This is a genomic window from Cellulosimicrobium sp. NPDC030954 (genome assembly GCF_055571305.1).
On record NZ_JBVIFN010000014.1, the window covers coordinates 1 to 12,619 of the forward strand.

General features: G+C 76.5%; 10 protein-coding genes. 4 read left to right on the forward strand and 6 right to left on the reverse strand.

Annotated elements, in window-relative coordinates; genetic code table 11:
* Positions 1-142: 142 nt before the first annotated feature.
* Positions 143-1,087, reverse strand: coding sequence for an ABC transporter substrate-binding protein (locus ACZ402_RS18665; RefSeq protein WP_375823465.1), 945 nt, complete (start codon positions 1,085-1,087; stop codon positions 143-145).
* Between the two features lie 235 nt (positions 1,088-1,322).
* Entirely contained in the window at positions 1,323-2,618 is a 1,296-nt protein-coding gene (locus ACZ402_RS18670) for an FAD-binding protein (RefSeq protein WP_375823464.1), read from the reverse strand.
* A gap of 191 nt (positions 2,619-2,809) precedes the next feature.
* On the opposite strand from ACZ402_RS18670, the gene ACZ402_RS18675 reads away from it, so the two are divergent.
* Positions 2,810-3,694, forward strand: coding sequence for a CPBP family intramembrane glutamic endopeptidase (locus ACZ402_RS18675; protein WP_375823463.1), 885 nt, complete (start codon positions 2,810-2,812; stop codon positions 3,692-3,694).
* A gap of 12 nt (positions 3,695-3,706) precedes the next feature.
* Here ACZ402_RS18675 and ACZ402_RS18680 read toward each other — a convergent pair whose 3' ends face one another.
* From ACZ402_RS18680 to ACZ402_RS18690, 3 genes are read right to left on the reverse strand one after another with little or no spacing between them, the layout of a single operon-like run.
* Entirely contained in the window at positions 3,707-4,342 is a 636-nt protein-coding gene (locus ACZ402_RS18680) for a hypothetical protein (protein WP_375823462.1), read from the reverse strand.
* 50 nt (positions 4,343-4,392) lie between these two features.
* Positions 4,393-5,562 (reverse strand): DNA glycosylase AlkZ-like family protein, encoded by a 1,170-nt coding sequence (locus ACZ402_RS18685; RefSeq protein WP_375823461.1) that lies wholly within the window; start codon positions 5,560-5,562, stop codon positions 4,393-4,395.
* 28 nt (positions 5,563-5,590) lie between these two features.
* Positions 5,591-6,280: an LmeA family phospholipid-binding protein gene (locus tag ACZ402_RS18690; RefSeq protein WP_375823460.1), complete on the reverse strand. Its 690-nt coding sequence runs from the start codon at positions 6,278-6,280 to the stop codon at positions 5,591-5,593.
* A gap of 116 nt (positions 6,281-6,396) precedes the next feature.
* On the opposite strand from ACZ402_RS18690, the gene ACZ402_RS18695 reads away from it, so the two are divergent.
* A complete protein-coding gene (locus tag ACZ402_RS18695; protein ID WP_375823459.1) occupies positions 6,397-7,182 on the forward strand; it encodes an LLM class F420-dependent oxidoreductase in 786 nt (261 codons plus the stop codon).
* 123 nt (positions 7,183-7,305) lie between these two features.
* Here ACZ402_RS18695 and ACZ402_RS18700 read toward each other — a convergent pair whose 3' ends face one another.
* Positions 7,306-8,079 carry a DUF1266 domain-containing protein gene (locus tag ACZ402_RS18700; protein WP_375823458.1) on the reverse strand — a complete coding sequence of 258 codons (774 nt, stop codon included), beginning with the start codon at positions 8,077-8,079 and terminating at the stop codon, positions 7,306-7,308.
* 215 nt (positions 8,080-8,294) lie between these two features.
* Between ACZ402_RS18700 and ACZ402_RS18705 the strand changes: the two genes are divergently transcribed.
* Together ACZ402_RS18705 and ACZ402_RS18710 are read left to right on the forward strand one after the other, a co-directional pair.
* Positions 8,295-10,982: a tetratricopeptide repeat protein gene (locus tag ACZ402_RS18705; protein ID WP_375823457.1), complete on the forward strand. Its 2,688-nt coding sequence runs from the start codon at positions 8,295-8,297 to the stop codon at positions 10,980-10,982.
* Positions 10,983-11,059: 77 nt separating this feature from the next.
* On the forward strand, positions 11,060-12,553 hold the full coding sequence (locus ACZ402_RS18710; RefSeq protein WP_375823456.1) for a multidrug effflux MFS transporter: 1,494 nt from the start codon (positions 11,060-11,062) through the stop codon (positions 12,551-12,553).
* Positions 12,554-12,619: the final 66 nt, after the last annotated feature.

A 12,619-nucleotide genomic window follows, 5' to 3' on the forward strand; every position in this document is an offset into this window, starting at 1 on the left:
CCGCGGGGGGGGGGGGGCGGGGGCCCCCGGCGGGCCCCCCGGGCCCCCGGCGCCCGCCCGGGCGCCCGGTGGCCGGGCGGGGGGCCCCCCCGGGCCCCCCGCGACACGACGGAGGCTGGGTCGGGGTGGCTGGACGGGGGCGTCAGCCGACGGACGGGTTGATCTCCGCGGTCTCGAGCGCAGCGTCGCCGCTGCCCCACGCACCGAGGATCTCGACGAGCTGGCCGCTGTCCATGAGCGACTGCAGCGCCGCCTGGATCGCGGCGGCGAGCTCGGTGTCGTCCTTCGCGACGACGACGCCCTGCGGCGCGCTGTCGAACACGTCGCCGAGCTGCTCGAGCTGGCCGCCGGTCTGCTCGACCGCGTAGCCGATGACCGGCGAGTCCGCGTAGAGGACCTGCGCCTTGCCGCCCGCGACGTTCGTCGTGGCGTCGGACTGCGACTCGTACTGGAGGATGTCGATCTTCTCCTCGCCCGCGTCGGTGCACGCCTGGCTCTGCACGGCGATGTCCTCGTCCTGGATGGTGCCGGTCTGGACGGCGACGGTCAGGCCGCACAGGCTCGCCGGGTCGACGTCGTCCGGGTTGCCCGCCGCGACCGCGTACGCGGAGCCCGCGTTGAGGAAGGAGATCATGTTGGCCTCCTGCATGCGCTCCTCCGTGATCGTGAAGGAGGAGATGCCGGCGTCGTACTTGGTGCCCAGCGCCGGGATGATCGCCGGGAAGTCGGCCGACTGGACCTCGACGTCGAGGCCGAGCGTCGCGCCGACGGCCTTGATGACGTCGATGTCGAAGCCGATCGGGGTCGTGCCGTCCGCGTCGATGAACTCGGCGGGGGCGTACTCCGTGTTCGAGGCGACGACGAGCGTCCCCGCGGACGCGACGTCCTCGGGCAGCAGCGCCGCGGCCGCGTCGTCGACCTCGATGGTCGAGGGGTCGAACGACGGCGCGGACGACGTCTCGTCGGATCCTGCGGTGCTGCCATCCGTCCCGGTCTGGGAGGCGTCGGTGCACGCGGTGAGCAGGAGAGCGCTCGTCGCGGTGAGCGCGACGAGGCCGAGGGGGAGCTTGCGCAGGGTCGTACGCATGGTGTTCTCCGATCGGGTGGGGGCCGGGCAGGGGCAGCGTAGACACCGATCGTCTCCGTCGTGTTACGTCAGCACCCGGCCTGGAGGCCGAGGAACGTACGGGGAACAGAGGACCCGGCGGTGCGCAGCACCTGCGCACGAGTGTGAGGCCGCACCGCTCCACTCACCAAACCGGCAGGAACATCGACGCCGAACCGTGACGAACCGCCCCGCTCGGCGGCGACGCCGGGGCTCGTCAGCCCGCCAGGAGACGCTCGACGTAGCCGCCGAGGAAGCGGGCGTCGGGGTCGTAGCGCTGGACGAGGTCGCCGAAGTCGTCGAAGCGCGGGTAGAGCGCCGCGACTGAGCCCGGGTCGTGGACGAGCGCGTGCGAGAGCTTGCCCCAGTGCGGGCGGGCGCCCAGGGGGAGGAGCGCGGCCTCGACGTCGGGCAGGACGCGCGCGACGTCGTCGAGCAGGGGCTTCCACGTGAGGTGGACGCCGACCGCCGCGCCGTCGAACGGGCTCAGCCACAGGGGCTCCGCGTCGGCCGCGACCGTACGGACCTCCCCGACCTGGAGCAGCGGGGTCACGCGCGGGCCGAGGTCGCGCATCGCCGCGAACGCCTCCTGCGCCCGCGCGCGCGGCACGAGGTACTCCGACTGGAGCTCCGCGCCGTTGCTCGGCGTGAAGTCGAGCCGGAAGTGCGGCAGCCGCTCGTTCCACGGGCCGGGCTCGCCGAGCTGGCGCGTGCAGTGCACGGGGTCGACGCCGGGCAGGGGGTGCAGCATGGTCGCGGCGGGCGTCGCCCCGAAGAGGTCCTCGCGCGCGGTCCCGGCCGTCCCCGGCGCGAGGCGCGACTTGCGCCAGACCTGCTGCACGCCGTCGGGCCCCCAGTCGGTGAAGAGGCTCACCGAGTACGCCGACGCGGTGAGCTCGTCGTAGTGCGCCGTGACCGCGTCCCACGGCAGCCTCACGTGCACGTCCTGGCGCACGTCGAACGTCGGGACGGTCTCGAGCTCGACCCGCGTCACCACGCCCAGCGCGCCGAGCGCGACGACCGCGCCCGGGAAGTCCGCGTCCCCGCGCCGCAGGAGGCGCCGCTCGCCGTCGCCCGTGACCAGCTCCAGCCCGACGACGGCGCTCGCGAGCGAGCCGACAGCGTCACCCGAGCCGTGGGTCGCCGTCGCGACGGACCCCGCGACGGAGATGTGCGGGAGCGACGCGAGGTTCGCGAGCGCGCGGCCCGCCGCCTGCACGTGCCGCGTCACGTCGCCGTACCGCAGCCCCGCGGCGACCGACGCCACGCCCGTGGCCGGGTCGACCACGACAGGCAGGCGGCCGTCGTCGTACCGGTCGAGGACGACGTGCGTGCCGGTCGTGTCCGCGACGTCCCCGAACGAGTGCCGGGACCCGAGCGCCTTGACGCGCGGCGAGCGCCGCACGACGTCGGCCAGTGCCTCGGGCGTCCGGGGATGCACGACCTCGACGGAGGAGTAGGTGAGGTTCCCGGCCCAGTTGCCGGAGCGTGCGGGTTCGGCGGTCGTCGTCACACCCCCACCCTGCCACCCCCCGTCCCCGCCGAACACGACATGAGGGTCGTTCTGAGGCCCAGAACGACCTCCAGGTCGTGCTCGACGACGGGCAGGGCCGTGCTCGGCGAGCCGGACGGGGGGGTTGTCCCCACCTTCGGTCGGGGGCGGCCTGGGGTCCGCGGAACGGGACGAAGCGGTGAGATCGAGACATGACGACCAGCGCACGTCCTCTCTCCGCTCCCGCACGGTCCCGGCATGTCTCGCCCGCCGCGCCCCCGGACGCCTCCTCCCTGGCCGCGGACGCCCCCGGGCGGCCCCTCCGCGGCGGGCTCGCCGCGTTCTGGACGCTCGCGTTCGGGCTGTCCTGGGCGTCGTGGGGCGCCGCGTGGCTGCTCGGCGGCGATCTCGCCGACCCGCTCGTGTTCGCCCTCTTCGCGCTCGGCGGCTTCGGCCCGAGCCTGGCCGCGCTCGTGCTGCGGGTGGCCGGCCGCCGCAGCCCGCGGGCCGCGCGCTGGGGCGCGGCCGGGCGTTGGCTCCCGGCCGCGGTCGGGATCGGCGCCGCGCCCGCGGTCCTGACCGCGCTCGTCGTGCCGTTCCTCGGCGGCCCGACGGCGGACCTGTCGGCCGGCGCGGCGGCCGTCGCCGGGTCGGGCGGACCGCTCCTGTTCGCCCTCGTCTCGCTGTGCGCCGGGCCGCTGTCGGAGGAGTTCGGGTGGCGCGGCTACGCGCAGCCCCGCCTGCGGCGTCGGCGCTCGCCGCTCGCGACGTCGGTCGTGCTCGGCGCCGTGTGGGCGGTCTGGCACCTGCCGCTGTTCGCCCTCACCGGGACGTGGCAGTCGTCGCTCGGCCTCGTGAGCGTCGAGGCGGTGCTGTTCCTGCTCGCGATGATCCCGCTCTCGAGCGCGTACTGGCTGGTCAGCGAGCGCCTGCGGGGCGGGGTGCCGGCCGCGGTCGCGCTGCACCTCGTGGGGAACGTCGCGCTGACGGTCCTCGCCGTGACGTCGCCCGTCGCGATGGCGGTGTACGTCGGCGTGATCGTGCTGACGTCGGTGCTGATCCACCTCGTCACGCGCCCCGGCACGCCCCGCCCCTGAGCCGGGGCGAGGTCAGGGCGTCACGAGCTCCACCGGGTGCTCGGCGAGCACCTCGCCCGTCTCCGCGTCGAGCACGACGACGGTCGACGGCGGCAGCGCGGACAGGTCCGGCACCGTCCAGTCCTCGACACCCGTGCAGGTACGGCGGTCGAACGACTCCAGGACGGTGCCGGTCGTCGTCTCGACGGTGACCGTGGCGGGGTGGTCGAGCACCTGGCGGGGCCACTTCTCGACGTCGAGCCACCCACCGGCGTCGCTCGCCGGGGTGCCGTTCCACCAGCCCTCGAGACCGCCGAGCTCGGTCGGCTCGCCGTCGTCGCCGCGGACCTGGACCGGCGTGCCCGCGGTACCGGTGAAGGTGCCGCACTGCTGCACCCCGTTGGTCTCGACCGGTGCCGGCGCGGGGGTCTCCGCGGCGAGCGCCGGGTCGTCCCCGGGGGCCTCCGCGACCGGTGCACCGCCGACGGCGTCGCTCGGCTCGGTGCCCGCCGCGCGGCCGGTCAGCGCCGCGGCGACCCCGACCCCGAGCACCGCGACGACGAGCGCCCCGCCGACCAGCGGCGCCCGCCAGCGGGTCGACCGCCCCGGTCCGCCGTCGTCCCCGGTGCCGTCCGGGCGTGCCCTGTCGTCCTGCGCGGTGTCGCGCATCGTCTCCCCCTGTCCCCTGCGTGGCCCGCCGCTCTGCGGGTGCCCGCACCCTACCGGCGTGCGGGCGCGGTGTCAGCGGGTCGGGACCAGTGCGCGGAGACGGCGGCGACCTGCTCGTCGAACGCCGCCGTCTCCGCAGGCGTGGGCGCGCGGCGCCACTGGGGCTCGACGACGACGCCCCGCGCCCCGACGACCCAGCGCCACCGTCCGACGACCACGCCGTCGACGGCGAGCGCGTGGATGAACGACCCGAGCCGGTCGCCCAGGTCGACCCCCTCCGCCACGACGACCGCACGGGTCTCGCCGTAGGACATGAGGAGCTCGTCGTAGCTCTGCAGCAGGTCGACGACCGGGCGGTCCGGGTCGCCGTCGGGCGCGAGGGCGCCGACGAACGGGCCGGGATCGACCACGCGGGGACCGGCGTCGGCGAGCCGCCACAGGGTCGCCCCCTCCAGCGCGCCCGCGCCGGGCACCGCCACGACCTCCTCCCCGAGCAGGTCGAGCGCGTGCCGCACGTCGGTGAGCGTGAAGCCCGACCACTGCGCGACGTCCTTCACCGTCGCGTACGCGCGGCTCGCGAGGTAGCGGCGCAGCAGCTCGACGAGCGCGGCGTCGCGGTCGAACCGCTCGCCGAGCGGCCCGTAGCCTGCGGGGACGCGGTCGTCGAACGCGGCGTACGTCTGCTGCTTCCCGTCGAGGGGCCCGCTGATCAGCAGCCGGTCGAGCTCGGCGTGCGCGAGCACGTAGCCCAGGGCGAGGCCCTCGAGCGGGCGGCCACGCGCGGCGAGCAGGCCCGCGAGCTCGCGACGCGTCCGGGGCCGCTCCTGGACCGCCGCGACGACGAGGTCGATCTCGGCGGCGTGCCCGGTCGTCCCGACCTGCCGGTACATCGTCCCGTTCGCCTGGTGCACCCGGGGCGCGCTGAGCTCGAGGAGCCAGCGGACGTCGTCGGACCGGACGAGGTGCCAGGTGGGGCGCAGCACGTGCGTGCGCACCACCTCCGCGCGGTCGCAGGCCGCGGCGGCCCCGGCCGCACCGGGCCGTGCGTCGGGCCGCAGCCGGCGCGTGAGGCCCCACAGCGCGGGGTGGAACTCCTGGCCCTGCACGGCGACGAGGTGCCCGACGGCGGTCGGCACGTCGGGCAGGTCGGGCGACCGCAGGCGGTGCGCGGCGAGGCGCGCCGCGCGCACGTGGCGCTCGTCGATCGCCGCCTCGCTCACCGTGCCGCCCCCGTCCCGCCCGGCCGGGTCACGACGCCACCAGGTCCTCGGCGACGACGTCGGTCCCCGTCACGCCGACGCGCACCCCGCCCTCCACGACGGAGACGGAGTCGAGCGCGACCCCGTCGGGCAGGTCGAGCGGGACCCGCAGGTCGGACAGCGCGCGGGAGATCCCGGACGGGAGGTCGTCGACCGACACCGTCCCCAGGCCCGTGCGGACCGCGACGACGTCGACCGCGAGCTCGGCCGGGCCGGAGACGCGCGGCGTCACGTCGACCGTGATCGTCGCGCCCAGCAGGTCGAAGGCCAGCGACAGGACGTCGTCGGTCGCGGTGATCCCCACGTCCAGGCCGGTCTGCTCCGCGACGATCTGCTGCAGCGACTCGGCGGCGATGACCCCCGACGCGGTCCCGGACGCGATCCGGTGCGGCTCCGACGTGCTCACGCCCTCGGCCTCGACCTGCACGTCGGAGATCGCGTAGCCGCCGAACGACGCGGTGTCCGCGGAGCCCGTGACGTGCGACAGCTCGCCGCGCGCGAGCTGCGTGAGGAACGGGAACCCCGAGATGTCGAGCTGCGCCCCGGTGACGTCGTCGGCCTGCTGCTCGAACGCCGTCACCGCGCCGCGCTCCGCGGCACCGACGGCGACCCGGTCCGCCACGACGGCGACCGCCACGATCACCACGAGCGTCACGAGCAGGCCGACCAGTCGCTTCATGCGCCCACCCTAGGTGCCGAGCACGACCTTGCTGTCGTTCTGACGCTCGTGGCGACGGCAAGGTCGTGCTCGACGCGGGGTGTCGGCGTGCTCGTCCCGGACGTAGATTGCCCGGCATGACCTCATCCCGGCACCCGTACCGCATCGGCGTCCAGCTCCAGCCGCAGCACGCCGACTACGCCCAGGTCCGCGACGCCGTGCTGCGCGCGGAGGACCTCGGCGTCGACATCATCTTCAACTGGGACCACTTCTTCCCCCTGACCGGCGACCCCGACGGCAAGCACTTCGAGTGCTGGACCATGCTCGGCGCGTGGGCCGAGCAGACCGAGCGCGTCGAGATCGGCGCCCTCGTGACGTGCAACAGCTACCGCAACCCGGACCTCCTGGCCGACATGGCGCGGACGGTCGACCACATCAGCGGCGGGCGCCTGGTCCTCGGGATCGGGGCGGGCTGGTTCGAGAAGGACTACGACCGGTTCGGGTACGAGTTCGGCACCGCGGGCGGACGCATCGCCGACCTCGCCGACGCGCTGCCGCGGATCAAGGCGCGCTGGGCGGCGTCGAACCCCGCGCCGACGCGCGACATCCCCGTCCTCGTCGGTGGCGGCGGCGAGCGCAAGACCCTGCGCGTCGTCGCGGAGCACGCGGACGTGTGGCACTCGTTCGGCGACGCGGAGACGCTCGCGCGCAAGAGCGCGATCCTCGACGAGCACGGCGAGGCCGTCGGCCGCGACACCGCCGCGCTCGTCGAGCGCTCGGTCGGCGTCTCGCGGCCGCCGTCGGAGTCCGCGGACGCACTCGTCGCCGCGGGCGCGACGCTGTTCACGGTCGGCACGAGCGGGCCGGACTACGACCTGGCGCTCGTGCGGGAGTGGGTCGCCTGGCGCGACGCCCAGGGCTGACCACCGCGCCGAGCACGACGAGCAGGAGCCCTGCGCGCCACCACCACGGCGACCGGTGCACCGTCCGCCCTCCCGTCCCGTCGTTCGATCCCTCGGCTCCCGCGGGGCGCGGGTCGGCCGCCGTCAGTACGACAGTGTCCGCCACGGCGACGACTCGGTGTCCAGGAGTCGTCGCACCGCGCGCTTGAAGTCGGGCAGGTCCTGGTCGATCGGGGTGCGGTTGCCCGCCGACCAGAACGCGCGCCCGGCGAGGAACCCGTCGCCGAACTGCTCCCACGACGCGTACGCGGGGCGCGACATCACGACGGCCTCCTCGATCGCGGCCCACGCCCGCTCGGGCGTGACGAACCCGGCGTCGACCGCGAGGCGGCTGACGTGCACGACCCGGGCCGCGTCCCACGCCGCGATCGACGGCGGCAGCGGGTCCGCGAGCTCGCCGTGCCCGCCCACCTGCGCCGACGCGCTCCAGCCCTGGTAGAAGGAGACCGCGCGCTCGGGGTCGAGGCCGCGCGCCGTCGCCTCCTGCCGCGCCTGGGCGGCGTGCTGCTCGGCCGCGCCCTTCGCGTCACGGCGACTCAGCCGGCCCGAGTACAGCTCCTCGACCTTGGGCATCGCGATCGCGTAGTAGCCGCGGTGCCCCTGGGTGAGCAGGAACTCGTACGTGCGCTCGACGTCCTCCGCGCCCCGCACGTTCCACCCCGCCGCGAGCGGCTTCGCGGCCGTGCGGGCGTCCGCCTCCACCGTCAGCGCGTTGATGGGCAGCACGCCCTCGACGGCGTAGACCGCGCCGAGCGCGAGACCGCGCTGCTGTGCGGGCGTGAGCCCGGGAGCGTCCTCCTTCGCGTACAGGTCCGCGGTCCCCGAGAACATGTCCTTGAGCTTGTCGAACAGGCCCACCGTCGCTCCTTCGTCTCCCCGCGCCACCGACGCGGTCCGTCGCCGCGGTCGTCGCGGCCCCCGGGCAGCGTGACCGCGCGGGCGGCGCCGGGCACGCGTCCCGAACGATCCCGAACGGCGCGGGCGCGTTCTTCACCCGGTCGTCCGCGCCCGGGGCCTCGCGCGCGGCGCGGTCACGTCGGGCGCCGGTCGGTGGCCGTCGCTGGCCTGGCGCGGTGCCCCTCGACCCGCCGCCGTCCCCCGTGGGCGCCGGGTCGGTGGACGAGCTCGCGACCCGTCTGCGGGCGCTGCGCGCCTGGGCCGGCGACCCCTCGTACACGGAGATCGCACGGCGCGTCGGCGCGCTCCGCACCGCGCGGGGAGTGCCCGCCGCGGAGTCGCGCCCCGGCCGCGTGACCGTCTACGACGTCCTCCGGGACGGTCGCTCGCGGCTCGACGTCGACCTCCTCGCCGACGTCGCGCAGGCCCTCGGCGACGCGCGTCCCGCCGGGTGGCGCGCGGCGTACCGGACGGCTGCGCAGGCCGCCTCCGCGCAGGGCACCGCCGTGGACGCGGCGGCGCGCACCGGGCCGCGCGCCGCAGACCGACCGCTCACCGCGGCGCCGACCGTGCGGCGGGGGCCGGTCGCGCGACGGGGGTCGGTCGCGCCCGACCGTGCGCTCGTCGGCCGGGACGGCGAGGTCGCCCGGCTGGTCGCGGTGCTCGCGGAGCCACCGGACGAGGACGCGCCCGGCAGCGCCGCACCGCGCGTCGTGACCGTCACGGGTCTCGCCGGGACGGGGACGACGAGCGTCGCGCTCGCCGTCGCGCGCGAGGTCCCGGCGGACGTGGTCGTGCAGGTCGACGTGCACGGGGAACCGGGCGGCGCGGCGTCCTCGGCCGCCGTCGTGCTCGACGCGCTGCTCCAGGCGCTCGGCGCGCCGCCGCCCGCGGCGGACGCGCGCAGCCTCCCCGCCCTCGCCGCACGCCTCGCGACCACGCTCGGCGGGCGTCGCACGACCGTCGTCCTCGACGACGCGACCGACGCCGCGCAGGTCGCGGACGTCGTCGCGCACCTGCCGACCACGGCGCGCGTCGTGGTCACGGCGCACCGCGTGCTCGACCTTCCCGGCGCGATCGGCACGATCCTGGACCCACTACTCGAGGACGCCGCGCTCGCGCTCCTCGGGTCGGTCGTCGGCGCGGACCGCGTGGCCGCGGAGCCGGAGGCCTCGACCCGACTGGTTCGCGCGTGCGGGGGCCTCCCCGCGGCGCTGGTGCGCGTCGCCGACGACGTCCGTGCGCGGCCCGGCTGGTCGCTCGCCGACCACGCCCGCCGGGTCGAGGAGCTGCCCGGACCGACCCTGCACCCGGCGCTCGCCGCGGCGCACCGCGGCCTCCCCGCCGACCACGCCCGCGCCCTGCGCCTCCTCGCCCTCGTCCCGGTGCCGCTCGCCGCTGCCTGGGTCGCCGTGCTCCTCGGCGTCTCGACGAGCGAGAGCCACGACACGCTCGCCGCGCTGGAGCGCGCGCACCTCGTGACGCACGGGCCGCACGGCGAGGTCGTCGTGCCCGACGCCGTCCGCACCCTCGCCGCCGACCTCGCCCGGTCCGACGACCCGTTCTCCGCGCGGGCCACCGCCGTCGCGCGGCTCGCCGCCCGGCTGCTCGACGCCGCCCGGCCCGCCGTGCGCGCGACGTCGCCCCACCACGACGCACCCGTGCGCACGGCCGGGCCGGGCTCGACCGGGCCAGGGGCGAACGGGTCGGACTCGGCCGGGTCGGACTCGGCCGGGCCGGGGGACGCGGCGGCCGCGCGCACGACCGACGTCGCGCTCGCGTGGCTCGACGCCCACCGTGACCTGCTCGTCGCGACGTCGGCGCTCGCCGCGGAGCACGAGCTCGCCGACGTCGTGACCGAGCTCTCGGCCCTCCTCGCGCCCTACCTCGACTCCGCGGGCCGCTGGGACGACGCGGTCGCGGTGCACATGGCGGCAGTCGAGCACGGGCGGCCCTCCGGACGGTCGCAGGCCGGGCGGGACCTCGGGCGAGCGCTCGAACGGCTGGGCCGGTACGACGAGGCGCTCGCCCAGCTCGTCCGCTCGCTCGAGCGCGGCGACGACCCGCGCCCCGGCCAGACGCTCAACCGCGTCGGCAACGTGTACAAGCGGCTCGGTCGCCTCGACGAGGCCGAGACCGCGTACCGCGACGCGGCGGCCGGTGCGCGGACCGCGGGCGACCCGGTCAGCGAGGGTCGCGCCGTCGGGAACCTCGCGGACGTGCACCGGATCCTCAGGCGGCACGACGACGCGCGTGCCGGCTACGAGCGGGCGCTCGCGCTGTCGCGGCGCGTGGGCGACGTCCTCAACGTCGCCATCGTGTCGAGCAACGCCGCGATCCTCTCCGAGGCCGAGGGCAGCCTCGACCGCGCGCTCGCGCAGCACCGCGACGCGCTCGCCAGCGCGACGTCGCTCGGCGACGCAGGGCTCGCGACGCGCGCCCGGGTGCACGTGGGACGACTCCTCGTGGGCTCCGGCGAGACCGGGGCCGGCGTCGCGGAGCTGCGGGCCGCGGTGGGGGCCGCCGTCGCGCTCGGGGACCCCGACGCCGAGGCCGAGGCCCGCAGCGCCCTCACGACCGCGCTGCTCGCCGCGGGCTCCGTCGCCGAGGCGGTCGCGGCGGGCGAGGCAGCGGTCGACCTGGCGCGACGCGTGCGCGCACGACTCGTCGAGGCGGAGGCGCTCAACGCGCTCGGGGAGGCCGTGCTCGCCGCGGGGGACGCCCATCGCGCGGCGGACCTGCACGACGCGGCCCGCGCGCTCGCCGTCGAGCTCGACGACGCCGCCGAGGAGGCCCGTGCGCGGCGCGGGCTGGCAGCCGCCGGGCACGGGGGCGGGGACAGCGGGGTTCCCGGCCCCGCCTGAGGCCGCCCGCCGTCTCAGCATCCGATCGCGTACGGCGTCCGGGAACATGTGGCGCCCCGCCCGCGGTTGCCGCTGTCATGGCCTCCACCCCACCCGCGACCCCGGCGCCGACCGCGCCTGTCGCCGCCCAGCCGGGCACCGGACCCTCCACGAGCCCCGCCGCTCCCGCCCGACCCGGGCGCATCAGCGCGGGCCTCGTCCTGCTCCTCTCCGCGCTCACCGCGATCGGTCCGCTGACGATCGACCTGTACCTCTCCGCCTTCCCGCGCATCGTCGACGAGCTCGGCACGACCGAGTCCCGCGTCCAGCTCACGCTCACCGCGACCCTCGCGGGGCTCGCGCTCGGCCAGCTCCTCATCGGGTCGGTCTCCGACGCGATCGGGCGCCGCGCACCCCTGCTGGTCTCCCTCGCGGTGTACGTCGCCGCGTCCGCGGGGATCGTGTTCGCCGGGTCCGTCGCCGCGCTCACCGGCCTGCGGTTCGTCCAGGGCCTCGCCGCGGCCGCCGGGATGGTGCTCTCCATGGCGATCGTGCGCGACTCGTTCGAGGGCTACCAGATCGGCAAGGTCATCGCGCGGCTCATGCTCGTCGTGGGCGTCGCGCCGATCCTCGCCCCGACCATCGGCGCCCAGTTCCTGCGGCTCGGCTCGTGGCGCGGCATGTTCGTCGCGCTTGCCGTCGTCGGGGCGGTGCTGTTCGTGCTCGTGCTGCTCCGCCTGCGCGAGACCCTGCCCGCGGAGCGCCGGCGCTCGGGCGGGACCGTCGCCGCCCTGCGCTCGTACGGATCGCTCCTCACGGACTGGTCGTTCATCGGGCTCGCGCTCATTGCGGGCTTCTACATGGCGGCGATGTTCACCTACATCTCCGCGTCGACGTTCGTGTTCCAGGACTTCTTCGGCATGTCCGCGCAGCAGTACGCGATCGTGTTCGGCGTCGGCGCGGTGTCGGTGACCGCGGGCAGCCAGATCAACGGCGCGCTCGTGGGCCGCGTGGCGCCCGAGCGCATCCTCCAGGGCGCGGTCGCCGCGGGCTTCGTCCTCTCGGGCGGCCTGCTCGTCGCGGCGCTCGCCGGCGGCGGGCTCGCGTGGCTCGTCCCGCTCATCGTCCTCACGCTCGGCACCGCGGGCTTCGTCATGCCGTCCGTCCCCGCCATCGCGCTCGAGCGCAACGCGCACCGCGCCGGGAGCGCGGCGGCGCTCATCGGGGCGTTCCAGTTCGGCGTCGGCGCGGTCGTCGCGCCGGTGACCGGGCTGCTCGGCGGGTCGCCGCCCGTGACGATGGCCGCCGTGATGTTCGGTGTCGTCGTCGTCGCGGGGGTCGTCCTGCTCGGCCTGCGGCACACGTTCGGCGCGCCCGTCCCGGACGACGCGGCGGACGCCCTCGGCACCCGGGACGCGGCGGAGGTCGGCAGCACGACCACCACCGACGGGCCGACCGGCGGACCCCCTGCCGCGGGCGCCGTCGACCAGACCGGGCACCGGGCGGCCGTCGACGTCCCCGACGACGCCGCGGCGCTCGCCGACGCCGCGGCGCTCGCCGAGGCCACGGTGCTCGCCGACCGGGGCGCCTGACCCGGCGCTCCCCCGGCGCCGAGAACGACACCACGCGCCGTCGAGCACGACGTTGCTGTCGTTGTC